Below are 13,151 nucleotides of genomic sequence, written 5' to 3' on the forward strand. Positions count from 1 at the left end.
TGTACCCGAGATGCCCCCCAGGGGTGGGTTGGTGTACCCGAGACGGGTCAGCGCGAGCGCTGGCGCAGGCGCGGCATATCGAGGATGACGACGGCGCGCGCCTCGAGGCGGATCCAGCCGCGCTGCACGAACTCGGCGAGGGCCTTGTTCACGGTTTCGCGCGAGGCGCCGACGAGCTGCGCAAGCTCCTCCTGCGTGAGCTCGTGGGCCACGAGGACACCGTCAGTGGCGGGGCGTCCGAAGCGGTCGGCGAGGTCGAGGAGCGCCTTCGCGACGCGGCCGGGAACATCGCTGAACACGAGGTCGGAGAGCGAGTCGTTCGTGCGGCGGAGGCGACGGGCCAGAGCCTGGAGCAGCTGGGCCGACACCTCGGGACGGGCGCGGAGCAGGGCGACGAGCGCGTCGTTCTTGAGGCCCGCCAGGCGCGTCTCGGAAACGGCGGTCGCGGTCGCGGTGCGGGGCGCGGGATCGAAGAGGGCCATTTCGCCGAACAGCTCCCCGGGCCCGAGGATCGCGAGGAGCGACTCGCGCCCATCAGGAGAGGTGCGGCCGAGCTTGATCTTGCCGGAGACGATGAAGTACATCTGATCGCCCTGATCGCCCTCGCGGAACACCGAGGCACCGCGGGAAAGGTCGACCTCCGTGAGCTCATCGGTCAGAAGGCGGAAAGCCTCGTCGTCGAGAGTGGCGAAGAGCGGCGCGCGGCGAAGTACCTCGATATCCAATTCAGTCTCCTAGTCAATAGCCAGTGCTAGCGCTGAGCCTCATTCTTCCAGACTTTGCAAGGCTTTGTGACGAACGCACCACCGCCGCGGCGCCCAGCTTGACCCCAGCGGCCGCCGATAGACTGGGCACAATGTTCGATACGGCCTTCCTAGACCTCGTACTCGTGGTGGTCCTGATCGGCTACCTCGTGTACGGGGTACGGGCGGGATTCCTCGTAAGCCTCGGCGGCATCATCGGCTTCCTCGTGGGAGGCGCCGCGGCGTTCTTTGCCGTGCCTCTTGTGAGCCAATGGCTCTCCGACAGCTCGTGGCGCGCCGCCGCCGTCGTCGTCACCGCGATCCTGCTCATGGTCGCGGGCAACGCGGTGGGGACCACCCTGGGGCGGAAGGCCCGGCGTCAGATCCGGTGGAAGTCGTTCGGTGTGCTGGACCGCGTGCTCGGCGGGTTGGCGAACGTCGCGGTTGCCGCGATTGTCATGTCGATGCTGGCCTTCACGGTTTCGAGCGTCGGCGTGCCGGTCCTCTCGCAGCAGCTCGCATCCTCACGCGTCATCACCACGATCGACGGGCTGACCCCGGACCCATTGAAGGCCGAGGCCGCGCAGTTGCGCGCGTTCGTGCTCGGGGACACCCTCCCTCGGATCATCGAGGGGATTGGCCCGCTCCAGCCCGTGCCGATCCCGCAGGAGAACACGGATTCGACGGCGCTGAGGACGGCGTCGACCTCGATCGTGCGGATCACCGGCACGGCGTACCAATGCGGCCAGAACCAGACGGGGAGCGGTTTCGTGGTGGCCCCGAACCGGGTCGTCACGAACGCGCACGTCGTCGCCGGCGTGCAGGAGCCGGTCGTGGAGCTGCAGAGCGGGGGCGCCCGCACCGCCCGCGTCGTCTACTTCGACAGCGTCCACGACCTGGCCGTGCTGGCGGTGGACAACCTCTCGCTCCCGGCACTGCACCTCATCGGCAACAGCCAGGCGGGCACGTCCGCGGCGTTCGGCGGCTATCCCCTCGGCGGCCCCTTCCAGATGCGGCCAGCCGCGATCCAGGGCACGACGACGGTGCTCGCCCCGGATATCTACGGTGCCAACGCGGTGCCGAAGCTCGTGTACCAGATCGCCGGCGACGTCCAGCAGGGCAACTCGGGAGGCCCGCTCCTGACGCTCGACGGCTCGGTGACCGGCATCGTCTTCGCGAAGTCGGACAACACGTCGAACGTGGGCTACGCGATCACCATGAACGAGGTGAAACCGGTGGCCGACCAGGCGCCTTCACTCTCCCAGCCGGTCCAGCCGGGTCAGTGCACGCGCAAGTAGGCGAGTCGCCTCAGACGTTGCGGTCGCGGGTGAGCTCCGCGAGGTAGTCGATCGCGAAGCGGTAGCCGAGCGGGCCGGCCCCGGCGATCACGGCGCGGCAGACGTCGCTCAGGTAGGAGTGGTGCCGAAACGGCTCGCGTGCGTGGACGTTCGTGATGTGCACCTCGACCGCTGGCAGCTCCACGGCCGAGATCGCGTCCCGGATGGCCACGGAGGTATGCGTGTAGGCCCCCGCGTTGATGACGATTCCGAGAGACTTCTGCCGAGCCTCGTGGATGGCATCGACGAGTGCGCCCTCGTGATTCGACTGCACGAAGTCGCACTCGAGCCCGTGCGCGTCGGCGGCCCCGGCGCACAGCCGCTCGATGTCCCCGAGGGTGGCGGTCCCGTACTTCTCGGGCTCGCGGGTCCCAAGGAGGTTCAGGTTCGGTCCGTTGACCACAAGGATGCTCGAGCGGGCGGGGGCAGGGGGGACAGTGGCCTCGGTCATGGTTCCGATCCTAAGCCGGACCAAGGTTTGAACGGATCAGGATGCAATGCGGACTGAAGGGATGCGCTCGCGGAGGTAGCCGAGGGCGTGGGCGGGGAGCCCGCGGTCCGTCACGAGGCAATCTGCCTCGTCGAAGCCGCAGATGCTGCCGATTCCCTGGACGCCCCACTTGCTGTGGTCCGCGACGACGACGAGGCGCCGTGACGACGCCGCGAACGCCTGGTTCGTCTCGGCCTCGAGCAGATTGGGGGTGGTGAAGCCAGCGCGCTCGTCCATTCCGTGAACCCCGAGGAAGAGCAGATCGAGATGCAGCCGGCGAATGGACGACGTCGCGAGCGGGCCCACGAGTGCGTCCGACGGCGTGCGCTCGCCGCCGGTGAGCAGAACGGTTGACCCCGACGACGACGTGTCGAACGCCTCCATGACGCGCACCGAGTTCGTCAGCACGGTGATGTTCGGGCCCCCGGAGAGCGCTTGAGCGAGCATCCATGTCGTCGAGCCGGCCGTGATGCCCACGGCCATTCCCTCCGACACGAGGGTCACGGCCTCCCGTGCGATCGCCGTCTTCTCTTCGATGCGCTGGGTCGACTTGAGTGCGAATCCGGGCTCATGGGTGCCTACCTCGCCTTGGATCATGACGCCGCCGTGGACGCGCGTGAGCAGCCCCGAGTCGCTCATGGCGTCGATGTCCCTGCGGACCGTGACGGCAGAGACTCCGAGTCGATACGCCAGGTCGGCGACTTTGACGACGCCTTCCTTCTGGACAGCGTCGAGGATGGCGGACTGTCTCGCGGCGGCAAGCATGCCTACCCCTTGCTCGAGCCGAGCGTCAGGCCCGCGACGAACTGACGCTGGAGGACGAGGTAGATGACGAGGGTCGGAATGACGGTGATGGTGGCCCCGGCAGCGAGCAGGTTGTAGTTGCTGAGGAAGACGCCTTGCAGGTTGTTGATGGCGGTCGTGACGGGGAGGCGGTCACCGCTCTGTATAAAGAGGAGCGGCCAGAAGAAGTCGTTGTAGATGAAGATGACCTCCAGCGTTGCGAGGGCAGCGAAGGCGGGGCGGCACAACGGCATGATGACCGACCAGTACTGCCGCCAGATGCCGGCGCCGTCCACGAGGGCGGCTTCGGTCAGATCGGAGGAGAGGGCCTTCATGTAGTTGGAGAGGACGAACGTGCAGAAGCCGATCTGGAATGCCGTGTCCACGGCGATGACCGAAATGTACGTATTGAGGAGGGTGCCCGAGTCGCTGAACCAATAGGGGAGATTCAGGTGCTTGAACATCTGGAAGAGCGGGGCGGCGAGGACCTGTGGGGGCAGCAGGTTTCCCGCCGTGAACAGGATGAGCAGCGTGATGTTGAACTTCCAGTTCACCCGGCTCACTGCGAACGCCATGAGCGATGACAGGAACAGCGTGAGGACGACAGACGGGACGGTGATGAGGGCGGAGTTCATGAAGTACTTCGAGAAACCGCCCTGATTCCAGGCAGCGACGAAATTGTCGAAGTTGTACGGTCCCGCGATGCTGAAGTACCCGTATTGGTTGGTCGAGGCGATGGGCCTCAGAGCGGTGTAGACGGACCAGCCCAGCGGCAGGAGCCACATTATCGCCAGGACGATGAGGACGAGGTGGGTCGCGAAATGCCGCTTGGGCCGGGATCCGTCGCCCCCCGTGTCCGTGGGAGCCTCCTTGACGGGAGGCGCTGCGATGACAGTCATTGCTCTTTCGCCTCCTTCCCGAACGTTCGGGTCAGGTAGAAGATGATCGGCACGAGGGAGATGACGAGCAGGATGGTCGCGAGGGCGGAGCCGACCCCGATGACCTGCCCTTCGCCGACGAGGTTCTGGATGACGAGCGCCGAGATGAGTTCGAGGCCGTTCGTCCCACGGTTGATGACGTAGACGATGTCGAATGCCCGGAGGGATTCGATGATCGTGATGACGACGATGACGATGTTGATCGGCCGCATGGCCGGGAAGACCACGCGGAAGAAGGTCTGGTACGCGTTTGCGCCGTCGATCGCCGCGGCCTCTTTGAGGGTGGGGTCGACCCCCTTGAGGCCCGCGAGGTAAAGGAGCATGACGTAGCCGGAATGACGCCAGGTCGCCGCGATGAGGGCGGCCCAGATGTTGACTTTGCTGTCGCCGAACCAGTCGACCGCCGCGGGCGTGCCTGCCGTTCCGAGGAGGAAGTTCAGGAGCCCGTGGTCGCGCTGGTAGAACAGCTGCCAGATGACGCCGACAAGGGCGAGCGAGAGCATGACGGGAGCGAAGAAGATGCTCTGGTAGATCCTGCTCCCGCGGATCCTCTGGTCAAGCAGCACGGCGAGCAGCAGGCCTAGAGGAGTCGCGACGACCCCGAGGAAGACGAGCCACAGGATGTTGTGCTGCACCGCGGGCCAGAATGGCGGGTAGTCCTGGGCCACGTATTGGTAGTTGGCCATTCCGGCCGGATGGATGTCGCTGAGATCGAGGCCATTCCAGCGGGTGAGGCTGAGGCCGATGGAGAAGAGGGTGGGCAGCCAGACGAAGATGAGTTCGATGAGCGTGGGAACAGCCACCATGGCTGTCAGGACGATCTTGTCTCGGGTCGAGAGGCGGCGAACCTTGCGGATTCTTGGCATCGTGCTTCCTGCAGGGTTGGGTCGGCACGGGCGGGGATGGAATCCGCCCGCGCCGGCAGTCGCTTGGCTTCAGCCGCGGCTACTGGGCCGCGTAGAGGGAGGCAGCCTGGGACTCGAGGTTCTTGATGTCGACGGTCCCGTCCTTGATGAAGGACTGGAGCGCCGGGATCATCACATTGTTCGCCATGGCCGGGAGGGCATCCCGGTCGAAGAACTGGCTGATGTGCTTGGCGTTCGCGATCGCGTCGGCGCACTTCTTGTTCAGCGGAGTGAATTTCGAGGTGTCGGCGCCCTTGGCCGTCGCGATGTTCGAATTGTCGATCGAGTAGTAGACGTTCTGGGCATCGGGAGTGCCCACATATTGCAGGAAGTCCTTCGCGACCTGGTTCTGGCCGCCCTTCTTCGAAAGCAGGAGCCCGTCGATAGGCGCCTCGATCGCGTCCTGGCCCTCGACCGCGATGGCGGGGAAGGGGAAGAAGTCAATATCGTCGAGGACGGTCTTGTCCGTGAACTGCTGCGTGACGAACGACCCCAGAAGGTACATGCCCGTCTTCTTCTGGCCGAGGAACTGGGCCGCATCCTGCCAGGTCTGGCCAAGCGCACCGGGATCCTGGTAGGGGAGGAGGGCCTTCCAGGTGTCGAACACGGCCTGCACCTTGGGCTGGTTCCATGATTCCTTGTGGGCACACAGGTCCACATGGAATTGATAGCCGTTGAGGCGCATGTTGATGTAGTCGAACGTTCCCATGGCCGGCCAGCCGTCCTTGTCGGCGAAGCCGATGGGGATGATCCCGTCGCCCTTCATCTTGGCCGCGAGGGATTTGAGCTCGTCGAAGGTCGTGGGAACCGTGTAGCCCTTCTCGGCCCAGAAGCTCTTCCGGTAGAAGAAGCCCCACGGATAGTTGTAGTTCGGGACAAAGTACATCTTGCCGTCGGGCCCGGTGGAGGCCTTCTTGAGGGCGTCCGAGTAGTTCGCCCCGATCTGCTGCCACACGTCGTCGATCGGTGCGAGGAGGCCTTTGCCCGCGTAGTACTGCATTCGGTAGCCGGCGAACCAGGTGAACGCGTCGTCGGGGCTGCCCTCTAGGTACGAGTTGATCTTGTTCTGGAAGTCGTTGTGGGAAACGGTGTTGACGGTGACCGTCGCGCTCTCCTTCTTCTGGAAGGCGTCCACGACGGCCTGATAGGCGCGCTTGGGAACGTCGTCCGAGGCCGACGATCCGAAGGTCATCGACTTGCCGGAGCCTCCGGCGGGCCCCGACCCTCCTGTGCAGCCCGAGAGGATCGGAACGCTCGCCAAACCCACGGCACCGACGCCGAGGGTTTTCAGGAGGGTTCGGCGGTCCATGGATGGGAGCGTCCGGGAGGGGGAGAAGGAGGAACGGCTGCTATGAGTGTCCATGGTGTCTCCTGGAGTAGTGCGCGATCTCCTGTGATCTGCGTCACATCACCTATGGTAGTCGTTCAAAAACGATCGGAAAAGATCAGGAACGAAAGTATTTCGTTCCGTTGGTCCTCCTCCGCGCGGACTCCCCTTCCTCCTCCCGCTCTCGGTCTCAGCCTGCGACGCGCACGACGGCGACTCCCCCAGCGGGCACCCTCAGTTCGCCTTCCGTCGCACTCCCCGAGACCAGCTCGACGCCGTCGACGGGCAAGCGGGCGTCCTCTGTGCCGTGGTTGATCGCGAATACCCACGACCCCTCCTCCGACGCTCGCGTGACGACCTCGAGGTCAGGATGCTCGGCGGCATGCCGCGGCGGCTCGATTCCGGCGTCAGCCAGGACGCGGGGGAGGAGCCCTGCTAGCGCCTCGGCGTCCGGAGTGGTGCCGACGTAGTACGCGTGGCCCCGTCCGGCGGCGTTCCGCGTGACGGCAGGGGAGCCCGCCGTCGGGCCCGCCTCGTAGCGGGAGACGGCCTCCGCCGTCGTCGTCCGCCCGAGCTCGCTCCAGCGCTCGCCCGAACCCTCGGTGAGCGGCACGGTTTCGGCGGCGTGGAGCGGGAAGAACTCCTCGATTTCGATGCCCAGGAGCTCTCTGAAGGCGCCCGGGTAGCCGCCGCCGTTCAGCGGATCCATGATGATGCGGTCGTGTTCGTCGACAATGCCCGAGAAGTACGTCAGAACGAGAGTGCCACCGCCCTCGACGTAACGCCGGAGGTTCGCGGCGCCGTCGTCCGTGACGAGGTAGAGCATCGGCGCGACGACGAGCGGGTAGGCGGAGAGGTCGTCCGTGCTCTGGCGGACGTCGGTCGTGATTCCGGCGCGGAAGAGGGCATCGTGCCACTCCCGGAGCTCGCGTACAGGCTGGGCTTCCATGCTCGGATGCGAATCCAGCTCTGCCGCCCACCGCGCATCCGTGTCGAACAGGAGCGCCGCGTCGGCCACGACCCTAGAGCCGGCCACTTCCGAGGCCTTCTCGAGGGCCGCCCCGAGCTCGACGACCTCGCGCCACACCTTCGTGTCCCGCCCGGCATGCGGAACCATGCCCGAGTGGAATTTCTCCGCTCCCGCCCTGGAAGCACGCCACTGGAAGAAGAGGATTCCGTCCGCACCTCGGGCGAGGTGCTGGAACGAGTTCCGCAGCATCTGCCCGGGGCTCTTCGCGATGTTCCGGGGCTGCCAGTTCACCGCCGAGGTGGAGTGCTCCATCAGCAGCCAGGGCTTGGTCTGGGCCCAGCCGCGGGTGAGGTCCGCGACGAGTGCGAGGTCCTGATGATTCCGGGGATCTTCGGCGATGAGGTAATGGTCGTTCGAGACGATGTCCATGCGCGGCGCCCAGCGCCAGTAGTCGACGGGGCGAGCGAGGCCCATGTTCGTGCCCATGAAATTCGTGGTGACCGGCTTGTCCGAGTGGGCCCGGATGATGTCGGCCTCTGCCTCGAAGCACTCGAGGAGCGAATCCGAGGAGAAGCGCGCGAAGTCGAGCTGCTGGCTGGGATTGACCCAGGTTCCGGAGCGCCGAGGAGGCATGATTTCCGACCAGTCGTAGTAATGCTGCGACCAGAAGGCGGTTCCCCAGGCCTCGTTCAGGGCGTCGATCGTGCCGTACCGGGCACGGAGCCATTCCCGGAAGCCGCGTTCCGCGTGCGGGCCGAAATCGGGCTGGTTGTGGCAGCCGTACTCGTTGTGGATGTGCCACATCGCCAGCGCCGGGTGCTGGGAATAGCGTTCCGCAATGGCGGTGGTGAGGGCAGCCGCGGCGCGACGGTAGTCCGGGGAGCACGCCGCGAACGCCTGGCGAGAGCCATGGGTCTGGCGGACGCCGTTCTCGTCGACAGGAGCGGAGTCAGGGTACTTCACGGTGAACCACGGCGGGGGAGAGGCGCTCGCGTTGGCGAGGTCGACGGCGATCCCATTGGCATGAAGAAGATCCATGACCTCGTCCAGCCAGCCGAATTCGTACCGTCCTTCCTCGGGTTCGAGGAGGGCCCAGCTGAAGATGCCGACACTCACGAGGTTGACGCCGGCTTCTCGCATGAGTTCGACGTCGTGCTTCCACACCTCCCTGGACCACTGCTCAGGGTTGTAGTCCGCGCCGAACGCGATGCGGGGAGTTCCGTTGCCGAGGCGACGGGTGAGGTCGTTGAGGTCCATGGCGGTTCCTCTGCAGTGAGGTGACAGGTTTCCGGGGGCCGTCTCGAGACGGGATGGCCGTCGTCCCAGCCTAGGCATTCCTCACAAAAACGTACAGAAGATACCAAAACCGAAATTTTTCGGTCCTGCAGGCGCGGCTTGCTTCCGGCCCGCAGCGCGCGACTAGCGCTCTCGGCTGACCCGATCAGCCCGCTTCAGCAGGACGAGCGCAAGAGTGATTCCTGCTGCAGCCCACAGGACGGAACCGCTCGCCGTGAAGGCGTTGACGTCTCGGAGCGCGGCGACCTGATAGGTCAGAGGTTTGGCTGAGGCGAGGTACCTGAGGAAGCCCGAAGTGCCGTCGATGGGATAGAAGAGGGGCGCCGTGAAGACGACAGGGAGGGACGTTACGGTCACCAGGAAATCGCGCGTCGCGTAGGACTGCACTTTGCCGCCCACGGCCGCGCCGACCCCGGTCCAGCCGATCATGAGCAGCAGGCCGAAGGCGCCGGAGACGGCCATGCGGGAAAGGCTGGGCGCGTCGGCGCCGAAGACGAGGAGCGCGCAGCCTGCGAGCAGAACGAATTGTCCGAGGAAGACCGCCCCGCCGTAGAGGACGATGCTGAGGAGGTATCCTCGTGCACTTCCTCCTTGGAGCGTGTAGATGGCAAAGACTCCCCACTTTCGGTCATTGGCCACATCGCTCATCGCTGAAGTCGAAGCCCGGAATGCCAACAGGCACGTAAGTCCGGTGAGGGCGAACCCGCCGTACCCGTCGGTCGATTCGCTCAGGTGTGAGCGCAGCCCAGCGGTGAGGAAGAGGAGATACGCGACGGGCTCGATGAATCGCCCGAGATACGAGGTCCGCCAGTTCCACAGGGACGCGAAGTGGTACTTCGTGAGGACGAGCGGGCGCATCACGGGCTCTCCTGGCGAATATGCATATAGGCCTCCCAGAGGTCGTCGGTTCTTGCCTTTCCCGAAAGCAGAAACTCCTCGACCGGGAGGTCGGCGAGCACTTGCCCCTCAGCCAAGGCAATGACTCTGGTGCAGTGCTTGCTGAATCTCGAGGTTTCATGGGTGCTGATGATGGCGGATGCCCCGTCTGCGCGTCGAGCGGCGAGATGCCCGAACACCTTGGACATCCCTTCTGGGTCAAGGCCGGTCGTCGGCTCGTCCAGAATCATGAGCCGGGGGTCTCCCGCCATAGCGCGCCCTATCTGAGTCCTCCGCAATTCCCCGCCGGAGAGCGTCTCGGCGGTCCGCGCGAGGAGGCTCTCGAGCCCGAGGGATGCGGCTATCTCCTCGACGGCGCCTGCAGTCCTTCGTCGCCCCGGCTTGCGAAGCTCTACGCCGAGGGCGATGTTCTGCCGCACAGTGAGCGACCAGTCGACAATCTCCCGTTGGGGACACCAGCCGATGTCCTGGCGGGCGACATTCAGCTCGACTGATCCTCTTGTCGGGCGTGAGAGTCCGCCGAGGAGGTCGAAGAGAGTCGATTTGCCGGCTCCGTTGTGGCCGACGACGGCGATCACCTCTCCGGGTCCGATCGCAAGGGAGACGTCGGCAACCGCCGGTGCGATCCCCTTCCGGTACTCCTTGGTGAGGCCTGTTGCGGTGATGAGCCAACTCATAAGGTTTCCACGCCCTCGCTGATCGCTGCTGCGCGTTCGGCGGGCGACGTCTGAGTGCCGCAGTGGATTTCGAGAGCCGTTTCTGGCAGGCAGGTTTCAATAGCCTCATTCGAGGCCCGTGTAAACCATCCTAGATTGGGTCGACCGATCTCCATGATCTCGACCGTCGGGTTCTGCGAAGCCTTGAGGACGATCAGTTTACTGATAGGGCCACCCGCGGAATTGTGCCTTCCGAGTATTGCCTCCGGCCGAACAAGAGCGACTAGCCCAGTGTCGCGAGAGACCGTCAGCCTATAGTCAAGCGCGTCGAGAGTCGGAATGATTATGTCTAAGCTTCTGTGTCGGAAACCGATCGGGACTTGATATGTCAAGCAGGACTGCGTTCTGGTGTCCATAACGATTATGCTGTCTGAAACAAGTTGCGCTCCATGCTCTTGGCACAAGGCGAGCACCAGTGAAGTTTTCCCTATGTAATGGGGGCCCACGATCGCTGCAATCCGACCGTCTGTGAGACGGACGGCGGCCCCGGAGTAGATCGCTAATCGTTCACGCAGGCGACTGGTGGCGAATGGGGGAAGCGGTGATGGAACCCCCGACCACTCTTGAAACGTGTGCCCGATAGAGAAAACAGACGCATGATGGTCCACGAGCTCTATAGACTTTTCCAGCCGGTCATTCGCAAGTGTGCTGGCGAAAAAGCCCCGCGATGGCCATCCGTTGCAGCGGAGCCGTAGGGATACATCGGGGGTACCGCATTCCGCGGATACGAAGCTCCCGTAGAAGAATTTCAAATCCTCTATGTCGCTTGGGTGGCACAGGGCACGCACCTTAACACCCCAGAAATCCAAAAAGAATTCCGCCTCTCCGTGTTCACGTTCCATTCGCCAACTCCTCGATTGCTTTCACGGCGCGGTCGAGGTCTCGATCTATATTCAGGCATAGATGGAGATGCCTACTCAACGTTCGTTTCGCCCTGAACGTCTCATTAGTGGGTACTAAGGTCACGGTCCACGTCCAATCTGACGACATGGGCCCCAAGCTGAGGCCAAGCGCTCGCGGGTGGACTGCGCGGGTTATGCCTGTAGGCGTTGCAAAGCGCGGTGCCTCGGGAAACGAGGATGTGGCTAGTCCCAATATTTCAGCAGAGTTGGCTCTTAGCCCGATTGGACGGGTGAAGCGTAGGATTCTATTTTCCTCTGAAACAGGAATGATGTCGTCGCTCATAAAGGCCCAAGAACGCCGCAATAGGGCGAGGAGCAAGGTTGATTTTCCAGCCGTCGAAGGGCCATGCAGTACCACTGCCCGCTGCGGGTCCGTGGGATGTACGGCTGCAGCGCCATGGATCGTCCGTACCCTACTTCTCAAAGGAAGCAGGGCAAGGGGTGGGATTGGCGTAGGGGCATTCATTGTATCGTCGCCTTCGATCGTCCATTCTCGCCCAGTCCCGTGTTCGATAAGGTGAATTTCACGTTCATCTGGTTCGCTTTGGAAGAAGGAACGTTCTCTGCTGCGAAATTCCACGCTCACATCAGGAAATGCGACGGTCTGCGACAAGTGATCACCGAAGTAATACGCTATATGAGTAAAGTCCGCCTGGTTGTGGACTGCGACGCGGACCGTGGCACCCCAGAAGTCGAGCCAGAGCATTTTCGGCCTACTTGCTTCTGGAGCCATGGACCAGCAGGGTTGTTCCCGAGTGGACGGATGAGGTCATCGTCTGGATATCCCTGATTGACGAAGAAACGATCTGGGGAGCCATGTCGGAACGATAGGAAGAGAAGATCAAATCACAACGCCGTTCTGGCGGGAACGTCCGTGCTAGCAGATCATATAATGGAGACAACCATTCAAGTTTACGGTCGCGAACTTCGATTCGCTCGCTGTTGAGGTGACCGACCTGAGACAATATCAGTGGGAAGGTGGGGTCCAGGCGGGGGGTCGTCCTGAGAAACCAGTTTGCTTCGTAAATTTGTGCACCAAAGTCAAATCTGTACCCGAGATCGCAGATGAGTTGGTCAAGAAAAGAAGTGGCTGCCACGGCCTTGACTCGAAGGCCAGGGGTGTCGAGAAGCATCCAAGAGGTATCGACCAAAAATAGGGGATGGCCGTAGTTTAAGAAACAGGTGTGTCCTAGGACCAGGTTATCGATAGCAGTCTGGGCGACCTGGTCGGCCAATGCGCCGTAGATTTCCGCTGGATCTGTTCCCGAGAAATAAATTGTGGACAGGTCTTCAACTCGTCCGTGGCAAATCTCCCTGAGTTCTTTGTCGAATGCGGTGAGGTGAAGGACGACGGCCGCATTCCGCAGGATGGCATCTGCTTCGACACTTCGTTGGTCGAATCCTCCGATGCCAAGGCCGAGCAGGTAAAGGTCGGCCTTGGCATCGGGGACCCGAAGATCATCGCGTACCTTCCGCAATTTTCCTCCGGCAGCTAAGAGTGAGTATGGTCACATGAATTGGCGGTGACCTCCACTAGCTGTGAATGTCTCCTCGATCGTCGGGATGTAGGTGGGAATGACGGTGAGCTCTTCAGCGGACTCGAGGTCCGCCTCGACGGAGTCAACGCTCTGGATCTCAAGCATGTCTGTCCTTTCGATGTGTGCCTATTCCGACCTGGCGGCCGTTGAGGACCTGAGGTAAGCCCCCATTCAGTGAAGATTCAAAAAAGCTAACTGTCAACCCATCTGTGCGTCTGGAGCACCATGGCACGTCGTCTTGCCTTCTGAGTCCTGAGGATGCCTGACTCGCGAGCGGCCGGCAGCCCGGAAGGCCCGTCACATTCGAGC

General features: G+C 63.2%; 13 protein-coding genes. 1 reads left to right on the forward strand and 12 read right to left on the reverse strand.

Features of this window, described 5'->3' with window-relative positions:
* Positions 1-47: 47 nt before the first annotated feature.
* Positions 48-725: a Crp/Fnr family transcriptional regulator gene (locus tag E6A21_RS12375; protein ID WP_043119506.1), complete on the reverse strand. Its 678-nt coding sequence runs from the start codon at positions 723-725 to the stop codon at positions 48-50.
* Between the two features lie 131 nt (positions 726-856).
* On the opposite strand from E6A21_RS12375, the gene E6A21_RS12380 reads away from it, so the two are divergent.
* Positions 857-2,041 (forward strand): MarP family serine protease, encoded by a 1,185-nt coding sequence (locus tag E6A21_RS12380; protein WP_138444462.1) that lies wholly within the window; start codon positions 857-859, stop codon positions 2,039-2,041.
* Between the two features lie 10 nt (positions 2,042-2,051).
* On the opposite strand, the gene aroQ is transcribed toward E6A21_RS12380, so the two are convergent.
* The 11 genes from aroQ to E6A21_RS18305 form a co-directional block, all read right to left on the reverse strand.
* Positions 2,052-2,531 (reverse strand): type II 3-dehydroquinate dehydratase, encoded by a 480-nt coding sequence (gene aroQ / locus E6A21_RS12385; RefSeq protein WP_138444463.1) that lies wholly within the window; start codon positions 2,529-2,531, stop codon positions 2,052-2,054.
* Between the two features lie 36 nt (positions 2,532-2,567).
* Complete coding sequence (locus E6A21_RS12390; protein WP_138444464.1) at positions 2,568-3,335, reverse strand: DeoR/GlpR family DNA-binding transcription regulator; 768 nt, start codon at positions 3,333-3,335, stop codon at positions 2,568-2,570.
* Between the two features lie 2 nt (positions 3,336-3,337).
* Entirely contained in the window at positions 3,338-4,252 is a 915-nt protein-coding gene (locus tag E6A21_RS12395) for a carbohydrate ABC transporter permease (protein WP_138444465.1), read from the reverse strand.
* On the reverse strand, positions 4,249-5,157 hold the full coding sequence (locus tag E6A21_RS12400) for a carbohydrate ABC transporter permease (RefSeq protein WP_138444466.1): 909 nt from the start codon (positions 5,155-5,157) through the stop codon (positions 4,249-4,251). The genes E6A21_RS12395 and E6A21_RS12400 overlap by 4 nt, the downstream gene beginning before the upstream one ends.
* 79 nt (positions 5,158-5,236) lie before the next feature.
* Positions 5,237-6,505 (reverse strand): ABC transporter substrate-binding protein, encoded by a 1,269-nt coding sequence (locus E6A21_RS12405; protein ID WP_246036445.1) that lies wholly within the window; start codon positions 6,503-6,505, stop codon positions 5,237-5,239.
* 208 nt (positions 6,506-6,713) lie between these two features.
* Positions 6,714-8,750, reverse strand: a complete 2,037-nt coding sequence (locus tag E6A21_RS12410) for a beta-galactosidase (protein WP_138444468.1) — start codon at positions 8,748-8,750, stop codon at positions 6,714-6,716.
* Positions 8,751-8,912: 162 nt separating this feature from the next.
* Positions 8,913-9,647, reverse strand: a complete 735-nt coding sequence (locus tag E6A21_RS12415) for an ABC transporter permease (RefSeq protein ID WP_246036467.1) — start codon at positions 9,645-9,647, stop codon at positions 8,913-8,915.
* Complete coding sequence (locus E6A21_RS12420; protein WP_138444470.1) at positions 9,647-10,363, reverse strand: ABC transporter ATP-binding protein; 717 nt, start codon at positions 10,361-10,363, stop codon at positions 9,647-9,649. Before E6A21_RS12420 ends, E6A21_RS12415 begins: the two co-directional genes overlap by 1 nt.
* Positions 10,360-11,244: a hypothetical protein gene (locus E6A21_RS12425; RefSeq protein WP_138444471.1), complete on the reverse strand. Its 885-nt coding sequence runs from the start codon at positions 11,242-11,244 to the stop codon at positions 10,360-10,362. Before E6A21_RS12425 ends, E6A21_RS12420 begins: the two co-directional genes overlap by 4 nt.
* A 773-nt stretch (positions 11,245-12,017) precedes the next feature.
* Complete coding sequence (locus E6A21_RS12430) at positions 12,018-12,782, reverse strand: SAM-dependent methyltransferase (RefSeq protein WP_138444472.1); 765 nt, start codon at positions 12,780-12,782, stop codon at positions 12,018-12,020.
* A gap of 30 nt (positions 12,783-12,812) precedes the next feature.
* Positions 12,813-12,947, reverse strand: coding sequence for a hypothetical protein (locus tag E6A21_RS18305; RefSeq protein WP_281281578.1), 135 nt, complete (start codon positions 12,945-12,947; stop codon positions 12,813-12,815).
* Positions 12,948-13,151: the final 204 nt, after the last annotated feature.

The organism is Sinomonas susongensis (assembly GCF_005877005.1).
GTDB lineage: Bacteria > Actinomycetota > Actinomycetes > Actinomycetales > Micrococcaceae > Sinomonas > Sinomonas susongensis.

Excerpts from the sequence above, each read along its gene's own strand:
- E6A21_RS12380 (WP_138444462.1), top strand. The coding sequence starts at position 857 with ATGTTCGATACGGCCTTCCTAGACCTCGTACTCGTGGTGGTCCTGATC.
- aroQ (WP_138444463.1), bottom strand. The coding sequence starts at position 2,531 with ATGACCGAGGCCACTGTCCCCCCTGCCCCCGCCCGCTCGAGCATCCTT.
- E6A21_RS12390 (WP_138444464.1), bottom strand. The coding sequence starts at position 3,335 with ATGCTTGCCGCCGCGAGACAGTCCGCCATCCTCGACGCTGTCCAGAAG.
- E6A21_RS12395 (WP_138444465.1), bottom strand. The coding sequence starts at position 4,252 with ATGACTGTCATCGCAGCGCCTCCCGTCAAGGAGGCTCCCACGGACACG.
- E6A21_RS12400 (WP_138444466.1), bottom strand. The coding sequence starts at position 5,157 with ATGCCAAGAATCCGCAAGGTTCGCCGCCTCTCGACCCGAGACAAGATC.
- E6A21_RS12405 (WP_246036445.1), bottom strand. The coding sequence starts at position 6,505 with ATGGACCGCCGAACCCTCCTGAAAACCCTCGGCGTCGGTGCCGTGGGT.
- E6A21_RS12410 (WP_138444468.1), bottom strand. The coding sequence starts at position 8,750 with ATGGACCTCAACGACCTCACCCGTCGCCTCGGCAACGGAACTCCCCGC.
- E6A21_RS12415 (WP_246036467.1), bottom strand. The coding sequence starts at position 9,647 with ATGCGCCCGCTCGTCCTCACGAAGTACCACTTCGCGTCCCTGTGGAAC.
- E6A21_RS12420 (WP_138444470.1), bottom strand. The coding sequence starts at position 10,363 with ATGAGTTGGCTCATCACCGCAACAGGCCTCACCAAGGAGTACCGGAAG.
- E6A21_RS12425 (WP_138444471.1), bottom strand. The coding sequence starts at position 11,244 with ATGGAACGTGAACACGGAGAGGCGGAATTCTTTTTGGATTTCTGGGGT.
- E6A21_RS18305 (WP_281281578.1), bottom strand. The coding sequence starts at position 12,947 with ATGCTTGAGATCCAGAGCGTTGACTCCGTCGAGGCGGACCTCGAGTCC.